An 18,991-nucleotide genomic window follows, 5' to 3' on the forward strand; every position below is an offset into this window, starting at 1 on the left:
TCCAGTTCTGCATGAATCATGCGCAGACGACCGTTACTCGGAGTGATTCGCCCAGCTGGGGCGGCGAGCCCCCGCTCCGGTGACTGGCGTCACTGACGCAGCCGTCCCCGAACGTCTCGACAGTTAGTTAATGCAATGCTAACTTCAGCCGAGTTAGCATAGGCAAACTTAAGGAGACGGCAGGCGGCTTTGCGCCCCTGCGCGAAGGCATATGGATACGGTCAGTGGCACGCTCACGCCGAGCGCAGCAAGAGCGCGCGTCGACGGCGACGTCGCAAGCAGGTTCGCAACCTGTTGTCGCGCGCTGGGGTTGTCGGTCAACGACAGGCAGCGTCCGGCCGACCTCGCGGCCGCGCGATCGGGCTTCGCCGAGCTGACTCGGATCGCCCGGGACCAGTGCGACGGCTGGGTCGGTCTGGCCGCTGCCGGAGCGGGTACCGGACCGGACGCTCCGCGCGTCATCGAGACCATCTGGCGGACCGCGGCCACCCTGGGTGTCCTTCAGCGCGATATCGCCCTGGAGCCCGGCGCACTCGGTTTCGTCTACGACACCGGGCTGTATCTCCAGTTCCGGGCTGCCGACCGCGACGATATCGAGCTGGCCTACGCGGCCTCCCTTGCCGACCGGGGCGAGTTCGCCGCCGCCGACCAACTGGCCGCGGCGCTGGCCGAACGCCGGCCACACTGGCTGCAGGCGCGGTGGGTCCGGGTGGCGATCTTTCACCGGGCCCGGCGCTGGTCCGATGTGGTGCGGCTGCTCACCCCGGTGGTCAACGCCCCGAACCTCGAGGACCACTACGCGCACGCCGCCCGCGTGACCCTGGGCATCGCGCTGGCCAACCTGGGCATGTTCGCGCCGGCCATCTCGCACCTGGAGAACCCCGACGGCCCCGTCGCGGTGGCTGCCGTCGACGGCGGGCTGGTCAAAGGCCTGTCGCTACGGGCCCAAGGTGAAGCGGACGAAGCTGCCGATGTGCTGGCCGCGCTGTACGCCGCCAACCCCGAGCATGCGGGAACCGAAGAGGCGCTGCTGGATTCGTCGTTCGGCCTGGCGACCACCACCGCGGCGCGCATCGACGCCCGCACCGATCCGTGGGACCCGGACACCGAACCCGGGGAAGGCGATTTCGTCGATCCGGGTGCCAAGGAACGCAAGGCGCACCTGCTCACCGAGGCCGAAGCCGAGCTGGCCGAGTTCATCGGCCTCGACGAGGTCAAATACCAGGTGGCCAGGCTGAAGAGCTCGGTGGCCATGTCGATCCGGCGTCAGGAACGCGGACTGGCCGTTGCACAGCGCACCAATCATCTGGTGTTCGCCGGTCCGCCCGGTACCGGCAAGACCACGATCGCCCGCGTGGTCGCCAAGATCTATTGCGGCCTAGGTCTTTTGAAGAAGGAGACGGTGCGCGAAGTGCACCGCGCCGACCTCATCGGTCAACACATCGGGGAGACCGAGGCCAAGACCAACGCGATCATCGACAGCGCCCTGGACGGGGTGTTGTTCCTGGACGAGGCCTATGCGCTGGTGTCCACCGGCGCCAAGAACGACTTCGGCTTGGTGGCCATCGACACGCTGCTGGCGCGCATGGAGAACGACCGCGACCGGCTGGTCGTGATCGTCGCCGGCTACCGCGCCGATCTGGACCGGTTCCTGGACACCAACGAGGGTCTGCGCTCGCGTTTCACGCGCAGCATCGACTTCCCGTCCTACAGCGCACCGGAACTGGTCGAGATGGCCGTCCGGATGGCCGAGAAGCGCGACAGTGTCTTCGAGTCCGCCGCCCATGACGAGATGGAGGCGCTCTTCGCCCGACTGGCAGCGAGCAGCACCCCGGATGCCGAGGGTGTGGCGCGCCGCAGCCTGGATATCGCCGGTAACGGCCGTTTCGTGCGAAACCTTGTCGAGCGTTCCGAAGAGGAACGCGAATACCGATTGGACCATATGCCGCGAACGGGCGGCCCGGCCGCCGATTCCGACGACTTCACCGACGAAGAGCTGATGACGATCACCGCCGACGACGTCAACCGCTCGGCCGGCCCGCTGCTGCGTGGCCTGGGACTGACGGTGCCCGAACAATGACCGACAAGAACGATGACGGTCGCCGCGAATTCGCCTCGCGCACACCGGTGAACGAGAACCCCGACCGGGTCGCCCACCGGCGTGGATTCGTCACCCGGCATCAGGTGTCGGGTTGGCGGTTCATGATGCGCCGGATCGCCTCCGGCGTCGCGCTGCACGACACCAGGATGCTGGTGGATCCGCTGCGTAGTCAGAGCCGCGCGGTACTCGTCGGTGCGCTCGTGGTGGTCACCGGCCTGGCCGGCTGTTTCGTGTTCTCGCTGATCCGTCCCGGCGGAGACGCCGGCAGCTCCACCATCCTCGCCGACCGCGACACCTCCGCGCTGTACGTACGCATCGGCGACGTGGTGCACCCCGCGCTGAACCTCACCTCGGCCCGGTTGATCGCCGGTCAGCCCGATAACCCGACCCCGGTCAAGAGCGCCGAGATCGACCGCTTCGCCCGCGGCAACCTCATCGGCATCCCGGGAGCGCCGGAACGTATGGTGCAGAACACGTCCCGGCACGGGGAATGGACCGTGTGTGACGCAATCGCCGGCCCCGCACCGGGAGTCACCGTGCTGGCCGGCGCACCCGACCAGACGGGTGAGCGCGCCACGGCGTTGCCCTCCGACCACGTCGTGCTGGTGCAGAACGTCGGCGGTGTCCATGCCGGCACGTGGCTGCTGTGGAACGGCAGGCGCAGCCCGATTGACCTGAGCAGCCGGGCCGTCACCGATGCACTCGGTCTGGGTACCGACATCCCCGCACCCCGGGTGATCGCACCCGGTCTGTTCAACGCCATCCCGGAATCGGCACCCCTGGTGGCGCCGGCGCTGCCCGGCGCCGGAACCCCGCCCCGTTTCCCGCTGCCGGTGCAGGCACCGATCGGTGCCGTGCTCGCGGCATACCAGGCGAACAACGACATCCGCTACTACGCGGTGCAAGCCGATGGCCTGCAACAGATTTCGCCGGTGCTGGCAGCGATGCTGCGCAACACCAACTCCTACGGCCTGCAACAGCCCCCGCGACTGGGCGCCGATGAGGTGTCGCGGCTGCCGGTGGCCACCGGTATCGACACGACCGCCTATCCTTCTGATGAGGTCACCCTGGTCGACACCGCCGCCGATCCGGTGACATGCGCGTCCTGGTCCAAGCCGGCCGATGCCACCGAGAGCTCACTGACGCTGCTGGCCGGCGCCGCCCTGCCGCTGCCGAGCGGACTGCGCACGGTGGACCTGGTCGGTGGTGGGAACGGATCCACCGCCAACCGGGTTGCCCTGCCCCCGGGTAAGGGGTACTTCGTCCAGTCGGTGGGTTCGGACGCCGGCGCGCCGCAAGCCGGTTCATCCTTCTGGATCGGTGATACCGGGGTGCGCTACGGGATCGACACCACCGGTGACGCCAAAGCTGTTGCCGCGCTGAGCCTGACCCCGCCACCCGTGGCGATCCCGTGGTCGGTGCTCACCCAGTTCGCCGCCGGACCGACGCTGTCGCGCGCGGACGCCCTGATCGCCCACGATGCGCTGCCCGCCGACCCGAAACCTGCCGCGGTGAACACCGCCCGCGAGGGAGACAACTGATGAGCCGCTTGATCTTCGAGGCCCGGCGGCGCGTCCCCGCCCCGGAGGTACGCAAAGGCGCGATCACCATCGAGGCGCCGCCCACGTTGCCACGGCTGGTGCCGCCGTCGCTGCTGCGCCGCGTGCTGCCGTATTTGATCGTCATCCTCATCGTGGGCATGATCGTCGCGCTGGTCGCCACCGGGATGCGGTTGATCTCACCGACGACCCTGTTCTTCCCGTTCGTGCTGCTGCTTGCCGCCACCGCGATGTACCGGGGCTCGGACAACAAGCTGCGCACCGAGGAGGTCGACGCCGAGCGCGCCGACTATCTGCGTTACCTGTCGGTGGTGCGGGACAACGTGCGCGCCCAGGCGCAGTCCCAGCGGGCGGCGCTGGAGTGGTCGCATCCCGATCCCGAACTGCTGGCAGCCGTTCCGGGCACCCGCAGACAGTGGGAACGCGACCCCCACGATCCGGACTTCCTGGTGCTGCGGGCCGGACTGCACGACGCGCCGCTGTCGGTCGCGCTGCGCGTCAAGGATGCCGTCGACGAGGTCGATCTGGAACCGGTGTCGCACACCACGCTGCGGGGTCTGCTCGATGTGCACCGCACCGTCCGGGCGGTGCCCGCCGGAATCGACCTGGCCACGGTTTCCCGCATCACCGTGCTCGGGGATCCCGGCGAGGTCCGGGACGCGTTGCGGGCGTGGGTCGCTCAGGCGGTCACCTGGCACGACCCCGCGGTGCTCGGCGTCGCGCTGGCCACCCCCGATCTGGAGGCGCCGGACTGGTCGTGGTTGAAGTGGTTGCCGCACAGCGATATCGCCGGCGCGACCGACGGCGTCGGACCGGCACGCTACCTTTCGGCCAGCGCACCCGAACTGCGTGACCTGCTCGCGCCCGTGCTCGCCGACCGCGACGCCTTCACCGGCGACGCGCTGCCGTCGGGCAAGCACCTGCTGATCGTGCTCGACGATCCCGAGATCGATCCCGACGATGTGCTCAGCCGCGCCGGCGCGGCCGGTGTGACGCTGGTGCACCGCGGTGATACCGAGCCGCACCGTGAACAGTATCCGGATCCGGACCGTCCCATCCTGAAGGTGGTGGACGGCAAGATCCTGCGGTGGGGCAGTGCGGGCTGGCAGCCGTTCGTCGACACCGCCGATGCGCTCTCCGCCGCGGCCGCCACGCACCTCGCTCGCCGGTTGGCGCGCTGGGACTCCAACCCGGACCAGGCGCGCTCCGCCGGCTCCGGCGCGTCAACATTCACCACGCTGTTCGGCATCCAGGACGCCTCCGCGCTCGATATCGCGAGCCTGTGGGCGCCGCGTGACCGCGATGACGAGCTGCGGGTGCCCATCGGGGTCACCGCCACCGGTGATCCGCTGGTCTTCGATCTCAAGGACGAGGCCGAGGGCGGTATGGGTCCCCACGGCCTGATGATCGGTATGACCGGGTCGGGCAAGTCGCAGACCCTGATGTCGATCCTGTTGTCGCTGTTGACCACTCATCCCGCCGACCGCCTCATCGTCATCTATGCCGACTTCAAGGGTGAGGCGGGTGCCGATATCTTCCGGCACTTCCCGCAGGTGGTGGCCGTCATCTCCAATATGGCCGAGAAGCGTTCGCTGGCCGACCGGTTCGCCGACACGTTGCGCGGCGAGGTGGCCCGTCGGGAACAGCTGCTCAAAGAAGCGGGCCGCCGGGTCCAGGGCAGTGCGTTCAACTCGGTGACCGAGTACGAAGCCGCCCAGAAATCGGGCGTGCCGGGCTCCGTTGATCTGGCCCCCATCCCGACGCTGTTCGTGGTGGCCGACGAGTTCACCCTGATGCTGGCCGAACACCCCGAGTACGCCGACCTGTTCGACTATGTGGCCCGCAAGGGTCGATCGTTTCGGATCCACCTCCTGTTCGCGTCGCAGACGCTGGATGTGGGCCGGATCAAGGACATCGACAAGAACACCTCGTATCGCATCGGCCTGAAGGTGGCCAGCCCGTCGATCAGCCGACAGATCATCGGCACCGAGGACGCGTTCCACATCGAGTCGGGCCGCGAGCACAAGGGCGAGGGCTTCCTGGTGCCCGCGCCCGGGGCGACGCCCATCAAGTTCCGCAGCACCTACGTCGACGGGATCTACGATCCGCCGCGTACCGCACGTTCGATCGTCGTGGCGGCCACCCCGGCACCCCAGCTGTTCACCGCGGCACGGGTCGAGCCGGCACCCGACACCGTCATCATGTCCAGCGAGCCCGAGGAGGTGCCGGTCCCGCGCAAGCTGATCGCCACGATCGGTGACCAGCTGGCGGCCTACGGGCCGAAGGCGCCGCAGCTGTGGCTGCCCCCGCTGGACGAGCCGATTCCGCTGGCCGAACTGCTGGGCCGTACCGGGGCAGCCGCGGGAAGTGGCTTCGCCGAACAGCGATTCCAGTGGCCGCTCGGTGAGATCGACAAGCCGTTCGAGATGCGCCGGGACACACTGGTGTTCGCGGCCGGCTCGGCGGCCGGCAACATGCTGATCCACGGTGGCCCCAAGTCCGGCAAGTCGAGCGCACTGGCGACCTTCATGCTGTCCGCCGCCGCCTTGCACACCCCGCGTGAGGTCAGCTTCTACGTGCTGGACTACGGCGGCGGGCAGCTTGCACCGATGGCCGATCTGGCCCACGTCGGTGCGGTCGCCACACCGTTGCAGCCCGAGCGGATCCGGCGCACCTTCGCCGAGCTGGAAGCACTGCTGCGGCAACGACAACAGCGCGGCGCGGTCAACCGGCCCGGCACCTACGAAGACGGTTACGGTGAGGTTTTTCTGGTCATCGACAACCTCTACGCGTTCAGCCGGGACAATATCGACACGTTCAACACCCGTAACCCGTTGTTGGCCAGGGTCACCGAAATGGTCAACGCCGGCCTGGCCTACGGGATCCACGTGGTGATCACCACGCCGAACTGGCTTGAGGTCCCGCTGGCCATGCGCGACGGTCTCGGCCTGCGCCTGGAGCTCAAGCTCAGCGACTCCCACGACAGCAACGTGCGGGCGGTCGGGGCGCTCCGTCGGCCCGCCGACGGGGTACCGGCCGACCAGCCGGGCCGCGGGCTCACCATGGCCGGCGAGCACTTCCTGTTTGCCGAGCCGGATCTGCGCCTCATTCCCGCGATCAATGCCCGCTACCCGCAGCTGCGTGCGCCCGAGGTGCGGTTGCTGCCCAGTCAGCTTCCGCCGACTGCGTTGGGCCCGTTGTACGTCGGCCCGGAGCAGGTGGTCATCGGTCAGCGCGAAGAGGACCTGGCACCGGTCGCGATCGATTTCGCCGCGCATCCGCTGATGATGGTGTTCGGCGACACCCGCTCGGGCAAGACCACCCTGCTGCGGCATCTGATCCGCACGATCCGGGACAACTCGACGCCCGACGGGGCCGGGGCGAGCGGAGCGACGGGGAATGGTGTCGCGTTCACCGTCATCGACCGCCGTCTGCAACTGGTGGACGAACCCCTGTTCGCCGATAACGAGTACACCCCCAACATCGACCGGATCACCCCGGCGATGCTCGGGTTGGCGGCGCTGATCGACAAGCGGCGACCTCCGGCCGGGTTGCCGCCGCAGGAGCTGCGCAACTGGCGTTACCAGGGACACACCCACTACCTGATCATCGACGATGTCGATCAGATCCCGGACGGCCCGGCGGTCAGCGGACCCTATGTCGGACAGCGGCCGTGGACCCCGCTGCTCGGCTTGTTGTCCCAAGCCGGGGATCTGGGACTGCGCGTGATCGTCACCGCGCGGGCCAGCGGCTCGGCGCACGCGGTGATGACCGCCCCGCTGCTGCGCCGGCTCAACGACCTGCAGGCGACGACCGTGATGCTCTCGGGCAGCCCCGCCGACGGCGGCAAGCTGCGTGGTCACCGTTTCCACCGCCTGCCGCCGGGCCGCGCCATGCTGCTCGGTGACAGTGAGGTCGCCACCTATGTCCAACTGGTGAACCCCTTCGTCCCCGAACATGTTTCGGGGATCGCTTCGAACGGAAAGGAATACAGCTGATGACCCTGCGTGTCGTTCCCGAAGGACTGACCGCCGCGGGCGCCGCGGTCGAGGCGCTGTCCGCGCGGCTGGCCGCCGCTCACGCCGCTGCGGCGCCGATGACCAACGCCGTGCTGCCGCCGGCCGCCGACCCGGTGTCGCTGCAGACCGCCGCAGGGTTCAGTGCCGCAGGCGCCGAACACAGTGCGGTCGCGGCGCTGGCCGTGGCCGAACTCGGCCGGGCCGGTGCCGGTGTCGCCGAATCGGGGGCGAGTTACGCCGCCGGGGACGCCGCGGCCGCCTCGTCGTACCTGATCGCGCGCGGGTGATATGACCGCCCCCATCTGGATGGCCCTGCCACCCGAGGTCCATTCGGCGCTGCTCAGCAGTGGCCCGGGACCGGGGCCGTTGCTCGCCGCCGCGGGGGCCTGGCAGGCTCTCAGTGCCGAATATGCATCCGCGGCAGGTGAACTCAGTGCCACGCTGGGCTCCGTCGGCGCTGGTTCGTGGCAGGGGCCCAGTGCCGAGCAGTACATCGTCGCGCACCAGCCGTACCTGATGTGGCTGGCTCAGGCCGCCGCCGACAGTGCGGTCGCGGCGGCGCAGCACGAGACTGCGGCGGCCGCCTACAGCACCGCGCTGGCCACCATGCCCACGCTCGCCGAACTGGCCGCCAACCACGTGGTGCACGGCGTGCTGCTGGCCACGAACTTCTTCGGTCTCAACACCATTCCCCTCGCGGTGAACGAAGCCGACTACGTCCGGATGTGGATCCAGGCGGCCACGGTGATGAGCGGATATCAGGCGGTGTCGGCGGCGACCGTGGCGGCCACGCCGACACTGCAGCCGGCACCGATGCTGCTCGCCCCGGGCATCGGCGAGGCGGGTGCGGCCACCGCGACGGCCACCCAATCGGCGGCACAGGCGCAGGCCGTGAATTCCGGTACGGCGCTGGATAGTTCGAACTCGATCGTCAGCTACCTCGAGCAGTACATCAAATCGCTGCCGGGCGGAGATCTGATCTGGGATTTCCTGCAGAACCCGTTAGGGACCACCCGGCAGATCATCCTCGACTTCCTCACCAACCCGGCCGGGGCGCTGGTGCAGTGGGGGCCGCTGCTGGCCGCGCTGCTCTACCAGGCGATCCTCCAGCCGGTGGGGTGGGGAACCTGGATCGGGGTGGCGATCGCGCCGTTCCTGCTGCCCGTGCTGGCCGGCGTCGGCCTGGCCATGCTCGGACTGCTCGCCCTGCTCCCGCAGCCCGATGTCCCGGTCGACACGACACCGGCACCGGCTCCGCAACGGTCCGACCAACCCAACGTCTGGCCGGTGGCCGGCGTGGCCCCGACCATCAGCACGCCCACGGGATCCCCTGCGGGGGCGCCGGCCGGAACGGCCCCGGCGAGCGCATCAGCGCCGGCACCGGCCGCGGCGACCACCGTCGCCTACGCGGTGCGCGGCGGTGACCCGGGCGAATGGTTCACGCCGGTGCTCCGCGACCAGTCCGCCGCCAAGGCGCCGGCTTCGGGTTCGGCGGCCGCGGTGGGCTCTGCGGCGGCGCTCTCGGCAGCGGAACGGCGCAAGCGCCGCCGCAAGAAGGAAGCCGAGATAAAGGACTTCGCGTACGCCGACGAATACCTGGACTACGGCGAAGGCGAACAGCGCCCACCCGCCCCACACCGATCCGACCCGGCGGTACGTGCCTCCGGCCGCGGGGCCGGGCCGATGGGCTTCACCGGCACGCTGGACGGTGAGACGGACGGTGATGTGGAGAGAACCACGGCCGCCGGGCTCACCGAGATGAGCGGCGACCAGTTCGGCGGGGGACCGGTCAATCCGATGCTGCCGGGCAACTGGTCCGCAGAACCAGAAGGGGGACAGCGCAACTGAACACCACCGGAGACCGTGACTCCATCTGATCAGCACATCCGAGAGGAAAATCCATGAGCATGCTCGACGCACACATCCCGCAGATCGTCGCCTCTGAGTCGGCGTTCGGCGCCAAGGCCGCGCTGATGCGCAGCACCATCGCGCAGGCCGAGCAGGCCGCCCAGGCCTCACAGGCCTTCCACATGGGCGAGTCCTCGGCCGCGTTCCAGGCCGCGCACGCGCGCTTCATCGAGGTGGCCGCACGGGTCAACGCACTGCTGGATGTGGCCCAGGCCAACCTGGGTGACGCCGCCGGTACCTACGTCGCGCAGGACGCGTCCGCCGCCACCACGTACACCTCTATCTGATCCCACCAGCCGACCAGGAGAACAACATGTCGCAGATCATGTACAACTACCCGGCCATGCTGGGGCTCGCCGGCGAGATGGCCGGCTACGCAGGCGCTCTGAACGCGGTGGGCGCCGACATCGCCGCCGAGCAGGCGGCGCTGAGCGGCGCCTGGCAGGGCGACACCGGTATGACGTACCAGGCGTGGCAGGCACAGTGGAACACCAGCATGAGCGAGCTGGTCCGGGCCTACCAGGCGATGGCCAGCACCCACGAGACCAACACCGTCGCGATGAACGCCCGCGACCAGGCTGAGGGTGCCAAGTGGGGATAGATGGCTGCTAACGCGGTCGAGCTGACCGTCGAGCAAGCCTGGTACCTCGCCGAACGGACCGGCTCCGGCTCGTTCCCCTGGGTGCTGGCCATCACGGCGCCCTACAGCGATTCGGCGGCGGCGGACGGGTTCGCGGCCGATCGTGTCGCCGAACTCACCGAGCTGGGTGTGCTGTCCGGCGATGGCGCTGTCAACCCCGCTGTCGCCCAGTGGATCCGAGTATGCTGCCGGGCCCGGCAGTGGCTTGAGATCAGGGTGGTCAGCGCTGAGGGCAACATGCTGCGCGGCGTGGTGGGCTGCCAAGGCGAGCGAACCGTCGTCGCGCTGCGCAGCGCAGGGCTGGTGACGTTCACCGAGATGGACATCGCGCATCCGCACGACCTGGTGCCGGTACTGACGGTGGGGCTCCCGGCGCGGCGTGCGGCCGACTTCGACGAGTTCACCGTCCCCATGCGGGCCGGGGTGCGAGCCGACGAGAGGCTGCGCGGCGGCGCCGAACTCACCGAAGTCGTTGCGCACCTGGCCATTCCGCCTTCGTCGCGTGCGGTGGTGGAGGCGGTCTTCACCGGACCGCGCACCTATGCCGAGATCGTCGCAGGCGAACACCGCGACGGGTACCGGGTGAGCACCGAGGTGGGGGTCGCCGTCGTCGACTGCACCGCAGGCCGCCTGCTGGTCCACCCCACGCAGGCGTTCGACGGGGAGTGGGTGTCGACCTTCACGCCCGGGCACACTTCGGCCATCGCCGCCGCGGTGGACCGGCTGACCACTTCCCTGCCGGGGGGCTCATGGTTTTCTGCGCCCGCCGGCAGCGACCAGATTCCCGCCACCTTGCTCCACCGAGATTTCGACCAGAGAACGGAAAACCGATGCCCGACAACACTGTGATGCCGATCGTGCGGGTGGCCGTGCTGGCTGACTCCGGCCGGCTCACCGAACTGGCTTTGCCGGCCGAGCTGCCGCTGCGCGAGATCATCCCGGCCGTACAGCGCACCGTGCTACCCGCCGACGACGATCGCGAAGGCACGCCCGCCCGGCTGAGCCTCGCGCCGATCGGCGGAGCGCCGTTCAGTCTGGATGCGACCCTGGACACCGTCGGGGTGGTCGACGGCGACCTGCTGGCCCTGCAGCGGATTCCGGCCGGCCCCGCAGCCCCACGCATCATCGAGGATATCGCCGACGCGGCCGTCATCTTCTCCGCAGCACGCGAACGAGCCTGGGGTGCCGCCCAGATTCAGCGTGCTGCCGGTGCCGCGGTGATCGCGCTGCTGCTGCTGGCCACGGCGCTGGCCGCGACCTTCCGCGTCAGCACCGGGCATGCCGGCGGGCTGTTCACCCTTGCCGGTGTCGCCGTCGCGACGGTCCTGGCAGCCCTGGTGGCCCGGGCCCGGTTCCGCGGATTCGGTACCGCACTGGCGGTGACGGCGCTCGTTCCGGTGGCCGCCGCGTTCGCGCTGGCGGTTCCCGGCGAGTTCGGCGCCGCGCAGGTACTGCTCGCGGCGGCTGGTGTGACCGCCTGGTCGATCATCGGCATCGTCGTGTTCGAACGTGCCATCGCGACCTTCACCGCGGCCGCGGTCACCGGCTTCGGCGTGCTGCTGTTCGCCGCGCTGGGCAGCGTGTGGGAGCTGACCGATACCAGGATCGGCTGCGGCTTGATCGTGTTGGCGCTGCTGGTCACCGTGCAGGCCGCGCAACTGGCGGCATTGTGGGCCCGGCTGCCGGTCCCCGTCATCCCGGCGCCGGGCGACCCGACCCCGTCGGCTCAGCCGTTGCGGGTGCTGGAGGATCTGCCGCGCCGGGTCCGCGTCACCAACGCACATCAGACCGGCTTCCTGGCGGCCGGGGTGCTGCTATCGGTGGCCGGATCGGTGATCCTGGTCGGTGGCCCCGCGGTGTCGCCGTGGGCGTGGGTACTGGTGGTCGTCGCGGCGGCGGGCACGGCGTTGCGTGCCCGAGTGTGGGATTCGGCCGCCTGCAAGACCTGGCTGCTGAGCCATTCGTTCCTGGTGGCCGCCGTGCTGCTCGTCGTCCTGCTGGTCACCGGCCGCTATACCGCGGCGTGGTGGGCCCTCGGCGTGCTCACCGTCCTGGTGGCCGCCTGGGTGCTGGTGGCGCTCAATCCGCGGATCGCCGCACCGGATACCTACTCGCTGCCGGCCCGGCGCCTGCTCGGCTTCGTCGCCGCCGCGGTGGACGCTTCGGTGATCCCGCTGGCCGCCTACCTGCTGGGCCTGTTCGCATGGGTCCTGAATAGGTGACCGGATTGCGTGTCGGTTCGGCGGTACTCGGCGTCATCGGGGCGGTGGCGCTGCTGGTCAGTCCCTCCGCGGGCGCCATCACCCCGCCGGCGGTCGATGATCAGATCGCGCCACCGTCGGGTGCCGCGGGTCCGGTGCAGGCGATGGCCCTGCGCAGTCCCTGCGTGACCACCGGTGTGCTGCCCGGTGGCGATCCCGCCGCGGTGAACCCGAACCAGTTGGCACTCAACCTGTCCGATGCCTGGAAGTACAGCCGCGGTGACGGGCAGACGGTGGCCGTCATCGACACCGGCGTGCACCCCGGGCCCCGGCTGCCCAATGTCGAAGCGGGCGGCGACTTCGTCGAATCGACCGGCGGCCTGACCGACTGCGACGGTCATGGCACCGTGATCGCCGGGTTGATCGCGGGCCAGCCCGGTCCCGACGGATTCTCCGGTGTCGCGCCCGGCGCCACCCTGTTGTCGATCCGCCAGACCTCCGCGCACTACTCACCGGCGCAACAGGGTGACGATCCCGCGATCACCCGGGCCACCATCGACATCGCCACCCTGGCCCGCGCGGTGGTGCGGGCGGCCGACCTGGGCGCTCGGGTGATCAACATTTCCGCGGTGACCTGTGTGCCCGCCGACAGCACGGTCGACCAGTCCGCTCTCGGCGCGGCCCTGCGTTACGCGGCAGTGCAGAAGGACGCCGTCATCGTCGCGGCCGCCGGTAACAGCAGCTCCACCACCGGTACCGGAACATCCTGTACGACAAACCCCTTGACGGACCCCGCCCGACCAGGCGACCCGCGTAACTGGGGCGCCGTCACGTCGGTGTCCGTCCCGTCCTGGTGGCAGCCCTACGTGCTGTCGGTGGGCGCGCTGACCGGCGCCGGCGCGCCGGCACCGTTCAGCATGGCCGGGCCGTGGGTCGGTATCGCCGCACCCGGACAGGACATCACCTCGGTGAGCAACGGTCCCGACGGCGGACTGGCCAACGGAATGCCCAATGCCAAAGGTGAATTGGCGCCGCTGCGCGGCACGAGTTACGCCGCGGCCTATGTGTCCGGGGCGGCGGCGCTGGTGCGCGCCCGATTCCCCGAGCTGACCGCTGAACAGGTGATACGCCGACTGACCGTGACCGCCCACGGCGCCGACCGATCCCCGTCGAACCTGGTGGGCGCGGGCAGTATCGACCCCGTGGCGGCACTGACCTGGGATGTCCCCGGCCCGGGAGGTGCGGCACCCACGGCGAAAACCGTTGCGGGACCGCCGGCCCCCGCACAGAAGGACCTCACGCCACGGACCGTTGCGTTCCTCGGCACCGGCGCGCTCGCGCTGCTTGTGCTGGTGGTGGCCGCGATCACCGCCCATCGACGGAAGGACACAGCCGCATGACGGCCCGACTCACCCTGGCGCTGCTCTTCATCGTTCCGGCCGCGCTGGCCTACCCGTGGCAGACCGTCACCTCACGCTGGGTGCTCGGTGCAGCGGTCGCCGTGGTGGTCATCGTGTTCGCTTGGTGGCGTGGTGAATTCGTCACCACGCTGCTGGGCCGGCGGTGGGCGATCATCGGTCGTCGGATCCGCACACCGCAACCGGCTGCCGCGCCCGTCGACCGCGCCTCCATTCTGCTGCGGATCGAGGCCTCCGACGTCGAGGAACTGCCGGTGCCGCTGATCGCCGGCTATGCCGATCGCTACGGTCTGCGCTGCGACAAGGTGCGGATCACCAGCCGTGATGTCGACGGCCGGCGGCAGACCTGGGTGGGGCTGACCCTGGCCGCCCAGGACAATCTGGCCGCGCTGCAGGCCCGTTCGGCGCGAATCCCCCTGTATGACACCGCCGAGATCGTATCCCGCCGCCTGGCCGATCACCTGCGGGAGAGCGGCTGGACGGTGACCGCCGTCGAAGGCGGCCAGCCGGATCCGGTGCCGGGGGAGGCGAGGGAATCCTGGCGGGCACTGTCCGACGGCGCCGGGTTCGTCTCTGCGTACGCGATTCCGGTGCAGAATCTACCGGAGGTGCTGGCGTCGGTATGGGCCCATCCCACGCTGGAGACCTGGACCGCCGTCGAGTTCGGCCCCGATACCGCCGCGGCGCTCGTTGCCCTGCGCACCGCGGAGGCGCCGGGCGGTTCGGCGCCGGTGCCGGGGCTGGTCCGGCTGGGCGGGCGGCAGCGCCCGGCTCTGGATGCGCTGAATCTCCATGCCGCACAGCGGCTCGACGGTCATGGCCCGGCCGGCCCGGATCTGGCCGGCAGACTGAGCTGGCCGGCGGGTGCGCTGCAGGCCCAGGTCAGAACATGAACGGGTGCAGGAAACGCGTCATCCGGCGCAGGTAGTCCGGTTGGCTGACGTGCAGGATGTGGTTACCCGGGAACCAGTGGAACGCGCAGCGATCCCAGTGCTTCCACAGGATTTCGGCCTGCTGCGGCGGCGCGAGCCTGTCCCCCAGTCCGGCGATGATCAGACGGCGGTCCCGGGGTATCAGCGGTTGGTAGTTCAGTGGTGAATGGAACATGGTGGCGGCGTCGGACTTGGCCTTGTCGACGCGGGTGATCCGGTTGCCCAGCGACACCAGCTTGTTGGCCGGGAACCAGTCGTCGAACGCCGCTTCCGGGGTGACCACCGGGACGTTCGGGATGACCGCCTGGATGCGGTCGTCGACACTGGCGATGAGTGCGGAGGTGTATCCACCGAGCGACATGCCGGTCAGCGCAATGCGATCGACCCCGGTGTGCTCCAGATAGTCCAGTACCGAACGGAAGTCGTGCACGGCCTGGGCCATCGCCTCGGCGAATCCGGCCATACCGTCGGCGAAGTACCCGTATCCGCTGTAGGGCGAGCCCTTTTCGGCACGGGGTCCGTGGAACGGCAACGTGTAGAGCAGCACGTCGTATCCGGAGCGGTAGAACCAGGGCAGTGCGAAGAACAGCCCGTTGAGCAGATAGGGCGACCCCATGAAACCGTGGATCACGCACAGCGTCGGGTGCGGTCCGTCCTTGTGCACCCAGTGCTGGGCGTGCACCACGTTGTTTCGGGTGTAACCCCGGCGCTGATCCCGGAGCGCGGGATTGATCGCCTCGAAACTGCTCTGGAACCGCAGGTTGCGCACCTCGCCGTGCGCCATCCAGGTGGCGACGGGGTTGGCCGGGCGCGAGGACACCCGCGCCGCCGCGGTCGGTGCCGGGAACGACAGTTCCGGATCGTGTTTCGCGGCCAGATCGAGGTAGAAGTCCAGTGCGTGCTCCTCGGTGGCTACACGCGACGGGTGCCATGCTGCCCCCGCGAGCCGGGGCAGCATGGCCGCGCCGACGATCGAGGCGATCGTGGTGCGCAACCCGAGATCGGCGATCGCGGAGGCGTCGACGACGAGTCGCTGCTGCCAGGTCAGGTCGACCCGGCGGGGCAGGCCGCGGGCGGTCGCGTCGGCGCCGGCGACATCGGGGACAGGAATCGGGGGGACCGGGGGAGCCTGGAATGGTTCGGTCACGATCCCGATGCTAGCGGCAGCGGGATCAGTGGAGACCGAAGATGCGGGCGGCATTGTCGTGGAAGACCCCGCGCAACCAGTCGTCGTCGATACCGGGTAGCCGGGTCAGTGCCGTCATCGCCTCGGCGTAGCCGTACGGGATGTTCGGGAAGTCGCTGCCCCAGAGGATCCGGTCGCCGCATCCGCGCAGTCGCGGGTACTCGCGGGCGGGGAAGGGCATGGTCTCCTCCGAGAAGGCGGTGAACGCCATGGTGGTGTCCAGATACACCCCGAAACGTTCGGCGAGGTCCAGGAATTCGGTGTACTCGGCCATGCCCATGTGCGCCACGATGAGCTGCAGCCCCGGGTGTCGCTGCAGTAGGGCACGGACCGGGCCGGGACCGGTGTGCGCGCCGGGCTGTGGCCCGGACCCGCAGTGGATGACGATCGGGGTGCCGGTCTCGGCGAGCGCACCCCACACGCCGTCGAGCAGCGGATCCGTCGGGTCATAGCCGCCCACCTGCACATGGGCCTTGAACACGCGGGCACCGCCGGCGAGGGCCGCACCGACATAGTCGGCCGCGCCGGGTTCCGGGAAGAACGTCGCCGTGGACAGGCAGTCCGGCGTGTCGGCCGCGAACTGTGCCGCCCACTGGTTCAGCCACGCCGCCATCGCGGGCTTGTGCGGATACACCAGCGAGGTGAACGCCAGGACCCCGAACGAGCGCAGCGTCTGCAGGCGGGCTTGCTCGTCGGTGCGATAGGTGATGGGCCAGGGCCGCCCCACCAGCGGTCCGGCGGCGTCGAAGTACTGCCAGACCTTGTCCATGACGTTCTTGGGCATGAAGTGTGTGTGTACGTCGAAGATGCCGGGCAGCCCGAGGGCCTTCCAGATCTGATGCACCGAAGTCGGTTCGTCCATCGCCTGAGAACATACTCACGGGATCGAGGGGCACAATCGGGGATGTGTGGAATCCCGACGTGTACCTGGCTTTCGCCGATCACCGCGGCCGCCCGTTCTTCGATCTGCTGTCGCGGGTGGCGGCGGAGAGCCCGAGGCGGGTGGCCGACCTCGGCTGCGGACCCGGAAATCTCACCGCGACCCTGAACCAGCGCTGGCCGGACGCGCAGATCGAAGCGTGGGACTCATCGCCGGAGATGGTGGCGAAGGCGCGCGAGCGCGGCCTGGACGCCAAGGTCGGTGGGATCGAGGACTGGACCCCGCAACCGGATACCGACGTGGTGGTGTCCAACGCCGCGCTGCAGTGGGTGCCGGGACACCGCGATATCGTGCTGCGGTGGGTGCGTCAGCTGGCACCGGGATCGTGGCTCGCGTTCCAGGTGCCCGGCAACTTCGACGCCCCCTCACATGAGGCGGTCCGCGAGGTCGCCCGGCGGCAGCCGTTCGTCGAGGAGCTGCGGGATATGCCGTGGCGGGAGGCCGATGTCGTCGGCACGCCGGTCGAGTACGCCGGCCTGCTCCGCGACGCGGGCTGCACGGTGGACGTCTGGGAGACCACCTACGTTCACGAATTACGCGGTGAGACACCGGTGTTGGACTGGATCACCGGGACCGCGCTGACCCAGGTCAAGGCACGGCTGTCCGGTGAGTCGTGGCAGCGGTACCGCAACGAGATCATCCCGGTGCTGGCCGGCGCCTACCCGGTCCGCGCGGACGGCGTCACGTTCTTCCCGTTCCGGCGGATCTTCGTGGTCGCCCAGATCACTCCCGGTTGAGCGGCTCGATGACCTGCCCGACCAGGTGCAGTTCGCGCCCACTTCGGCGAAGCAGACGATCCAGGGGCAGGCTGTCGGTGTCGTGCCTCAGATCCGGCAGCGGACGCGCGGTGTAGGTCTCATTTCCAGGCGAACACCGGTTGCTCGAGCTCGTCGACACGTTCGGAGCTGCCCTGCAGGCACAACCAGCGGACTTGGAGCAACACCGCGCCCGTCGGTGCGTGGATGAGGTCGTTGCCCAGCGGAATCTGCACCACCGGCCGGGGGCTTTCCGGGATGCTGATGTACCGCGGTGAATCGTCGCGCAGCAATTGGTGCAGGCCCACCCGGTAGGCGGCGACCACTTCCTCGGGTGCCGGCCGTAACTCGAGCCGGCCACCGCCCCACAGCACCACCGGGGTGATGACGTACCCGGACCGGGTGGGGTAGTCGTCGAGCAGGCCGAGCACCGATGAACCGGGTAGGTCGACGCCGACCTCCTCATGCGTCTCGCGCAGTGCGGCGTCCACCGCCGTCTCGCCGGGGTCCAGCCGCCCGCCCGGCAGTGCCCACTGCGCCGCATGGGAATTGAGCCGGGAGGCGCGCCGGCACAACACGAAGGCGGCGCCGCCGGACACGTCGACCATGCGCCCGTCCAGACCGGCCTCGGGCATCGGCCGGCCCGCGATCCAGTCGTCGACGGGTGCCGGGTCGACACGGTCCTCGCCGAGTTCGGAGTCGACCAGCACGACCGCGACCGCGGCCTGCCGCTTGGCCGGATCGGTGACACTGCGCCGCTGGTGCCCGGTCAGATTCCGCTGGATGCGCTCTCGCAGCGTCGCGTCATAGGGGATCGTCACGGGTGGTACGGCACGCCGACGGCACGGAAGACGAACTCCGGCGGGACGTCGTAGGACAGCGTCCGCCGCGGCAACCGGTCCAGCACCTCCTGCGACAGCGTGTCCTTGTAGTGCAGCGACAGGTGTCCGCTGCAGCGTGGATCGACCCGGCCCACGTCGACGTTGATGCGCAGTCCGGTCTCCGAGATGTCGGCGGTCACCGCACCGGATTGTGGTGCATCCCAGCGTTGATCGATGACCCGGCCGGCCAGCTTGGGTACCGAGGACAGAGTGGCCAGCACGCGCTGCGAGGTGAACACCAGCGATCCGGAGTAGCTGCTGACGCTGCCCGCGGACCGAAGGCCCGGAACCTTACCCGAGAAGTGCCGGGTCACCGCGACGTATTCGGCCAGATGGATGATCCCTTCGGCCGTCACCGCCGCGCGCAGATCGTCGGGCAGCTTGCCGATGCCGAACAGCTTTCGAAGAACGACGGCCATGGGCCCACACTACGACGACTTGTGCACGTTTA

General features: G+C 69.5%; 16 protein-coding genes. 12 read left to right on the forward strand and 4 right to left on the reverse strand.

Annotated features, from left to right (window positions below):
• The first annotated feature begins 211 nt into the window (after nucleotides 1-211).
• The 11 genes from eccA to eccE are packed head-to-tail and all read left to right on the forward strand — an operon-like array spanning nucleotide 212 to nucleotide 14,739.
• A complete protein-coding gene (gene eccA / locus FHU31_RS03985) occupies nucleotides 212-2,080 on the forward strand; it encodes a type VII secretion AAA-ATPase EccA (protein WP_167156106.1) in 1,869 nt (622 codons plus the stop codon).
• Nucleotides 2,077-3,642 (forward strand): type VII secretion protein EccB, encoded by a 1,566-nt coding sequence (gene eccB, locus FHU31_RS03990; RefSeq protein WP_167156108.1) that lies wholly within the window; start codon nucleotides 2,077-2,079, stop codon nucleotides 3,640-3,642. The genes eccA and eccB overlap by 4 nt, the downstream gene beginning before the upstream one ends.
• The gene (eccCa, locus tag FHU31_RS03995; RefSeq protein ID WP_167156110.1) at nucleotides 3,642-7,658 is read left to right on the forward strand and encodes a type VII secretion protein EccCa; all 4,017 of its coding nucleotides are present in this window, start codon (nucleotides 3,642-3,644) and stop codon (nucleotides 7,656-7,658) included. Before eccB ends, eccCa begins: the two co-directional genes overlap by 1 nt.
• The gene (locus tag FHU31_RS04000; protein WP_090358466.1) at nucleotides 7,658-7,966 is read left to right on the forward strand and encodes a PE family protein; all 309 of its coding nucleotides are present in this window, start codon (nucleotides 7,658-7,660) and stop codon (nucleotides 7,964-7,966) included. The genes eccCa and FHU31_RS04000 overlap by 1 nt, the downstream gene beginning before the upstream one ends.
• Before the next feature lies 1 nt (nucleotide 7,967).
• Entirely contained in the window at nucleotides 7,968-9,527 is a 1,560-nt protein-coding gene (locus FHU31_RS04005) for a PPE family protein (protein ID WP_167156111.1), read from the forward strand.
• Between the two features lie 53 nt (nucleotides 9,528-9,580).
• Nucleotides 9,581-9,874, forward strand: a complete 294-nt coding sequence (locus FHU31_RS04010) for a type VII secretion protein EsxS (RefSeq protein ID WP_167156113.1) — start codon at nucleotides 9,581-9,583, stop codon at nucleotides 9,872-9,874.
• A gap of 26 nt (nucleotides 9,875-9,900) precedes the next feature.
• Nucleotides 9,901-10,188 carry a WXG100 family type VII secretion target gene (locus tag FHU31_RS04015; RefSeq protein ID WP_090358481.1) on the forward strand — a complete coding sequence of 96 codons (288 nt, stop codon included), beginning with the start codon at nucleotides 9,901-9,903 and terminating at the stop codon, nucleotides 10,186-10,188.
• Nucleotides 10,189-11,076, forward strand: coding sequence for an ESX secretion-associated protein EspG (locus tag FHU31_RS04020; protein ID WP_167156115.1), 888 nt, complete (start codon nucleotides 10,189-10,191; stop codon nucleotides 11,074-11,076).
• Nucleotides 11,058-12,449, forward strand: coding sequence for a type VII secretion integral membrane protein EccD (gene eccD / locus FHU31_RS04025; protein ID WP_167156117.1), 1,392 nt, complete (start codon nucleotides 11,058-11,060; stop codon nucleotides 12,447-12,449). The genes FHU31_RS04020 and eccD overlap by 19 nt, the downstream gene beginning before the upstream one ends.
• A complete protein-coding gene (mycP, locus tag FHU31_RS04030; protein WP_409371179.1) occupies nucleotides 12,446-13,828 on the forward strand; it encodes a type VII secretion-associated serine protease mycosin in 1,383 nt (460 codons plus the stop codon). Before eccD ends, mycP begins: the two co-directional genes overlap by 4 nt.
• A complete protein-coding gene (gene eccE, locus FHU31_RS04035; protein ID WP_167156119.1) occupies nucleotides 13,825-14,739 on the forward strand; it encodes a type VII secretion protein EccE in 915 nt (304 codons plus the stop codon). Before mycP ends, eccE begins: the two co-directional genes overlap by 4 nt.
• Here the strand turns inward: eccE and FHU31_RS04040 are convergent.
• On the reverse strand, nucleotides 14,729-15,925 hold the full coding sequence (locus tag FHU31_RS04040; protein ID WP_167156121.1) for an alpha/beta hydrolase family protein: 1,197 nt from the start codon (nucleotides 15,923-15,925) through the stop codon (nucleotides 14,729-14,731). The two genes, eccE and FHU31_RS04040, sit on opposite strands and share 11 nt — an antisense overlap.
• A gap of 25 nt (nucleotides 15,926-15,950) precedes the next feature.
• Nucleotides 15,951-16,826: an amidohydrolase family protein gene (locus FHU31_RS04045; RefSeq protein WP_167156123.1), complete on the reverse strand. Its 876-nt coding sequence runs from the start codon at nucleotides 16,824-16,826 to the stop codon at nucleotides 15,951-15,953.
• A 44-nt stretch (nucleotides 16,827-16,870) separates the two neighbouring features.
• On the opposite strand from FHU31_RS04045, the gene FHU31_RS04050 reads away from it, so the two are divergent.
• On the forward strand, nucleotides 16,871-17,641 hold the full coding sequence (locus FHU31_RS04050) for a trans-aconitate 2-methyltransferase (RefSeq protein ID WP_167156125.1): 771 nt from the start codon (nucleotides 16,871-16,873) through the stop codon (nucleotides 17,639-17,641).
• A 119-nt stretch (nucleotides 17,642-17,760) separates the two neighbouring features.
• Here the strand turns inward: FHU31_RS04050 and FHU31_RS04055 are convergent, their stop codons facing one another.
• Together FHU31_RS04055 and FHU31_RS04060 are read right to left on the reverse strand one after the other, a co-directional pair.
• Nucleotides 17,761-18,480: an NUDIX hydrolase gene (locus FHU31_RS04055; protein WP_167156128.1), complete on the reverse strand. Its 720-nt coding sequence runs from the start codon at nucleotides 18,478-18,480 to the stop codon at nucleotides 17,761-17,763.
• Entirely contained in the window at nucleotides 18,477-18,959 is a 483-nt protein-coding gene (locus tag FHU31_RS04060; RefSeq protein WP_167156130.1) for a hypothetical protein, read from the reverse strand. Before FHU31_RS04060 ends, FHU31_RS04055 begins: the two co-directional genes overlap by 4 nt.
• Between the last annotated feature and the right edge of the window lie 32 nt (nucleotides 18,960-18,991).

It is taken from the genome of Mycolicibacterium fluoranthenivorans, assembly GCF_011758805.1.
GTDB lineage: Bacteria > Actinomycetota > Actinomycetes > Mycobacteriales > Mycobacteriaceae > Mycobacterium > Mycobacterium fluoranthenivorans.

Coding starts and splice junctions, on each gene's coding strand:
- FHU31_RS04015 (WP_090358481.1), top strand. CDS start 9,901: ATGTCGCAGATCATGTACAACTACCCGGCCATGCTGGGGCTCGCCGGC.
- FHU31_RS04000 (WP_090358466.1), top strand. CDS start 7,658: ATGACCCTGCGTGTCGTTCCCGAAGGACTGACCGCCGCGGGCGCCGCG.
- eccD (WP_167156117.1), top strand. CDS start 11,058: ATGCCCGACAACACTGTGATGCCGATCGTGCGGGTGGCCGTGCTGGCT.
- eccCa (WP_167156110.1), top strand. CDS start 3,642: ATGAGCCGCTTGATCTTCGAGGCCCGGCGGCGCGTCCCCGCCCCGGAG.
- eccE (WP_167156119.1), top strand. CDS start 13,825: ATGACGGCCCGACTCACCCTGGCGCTGCTCTTCATCGTTCCGGCCGCG.
- FHU31_RS04060 (WP_167156130.1), bottom strand. CDS start 18,959: ATGGCCGTCGTTCTTCGAAAGCTGTTCGGCATCGGCAAGCTGCCCGAC.
- FHU31_RS04005 (WP_167156111.1), top strand. CDS start 7,968: ATGACCGCCCCCATCTGGATGGCCCTGCCACCCGAGGTCCATTCGGCG.
- eccA (WP_167156106.1), top strand. CDS start 212: ATGGATACGGTCAGTGGCACGCTCACGCCGAGCGCAGCAAGAGCGCGC.
- FHU31_RS04020 (WP_167156115.1), top strand. CDS start 10,189: ATGGCTGCTAACGCGGTCGAGCTGACCGTCGAGCAAGCCTGGTACCTC.
- FHU31_RS04010 (WP_167156113.1), top strand. CDS start 9,581: ATGAGCATGCTCGACGCACACATCCCGCAGATCGTCGCCTCTGAGTCG.
- FHU31_RS04045 (WP_167156123.1), bottom strand. CDS start 16,826: ATGGACGAACCGACTTCGGTGCATCAGATCTGGAAGGCCCTCGGGCTG.
- eccB (WP_167156108.1), top strand. CDS start 2,077: ATGACCGACAAGAACGATGACGGTCGCCGCGAATTCGCCTCGCGCACA.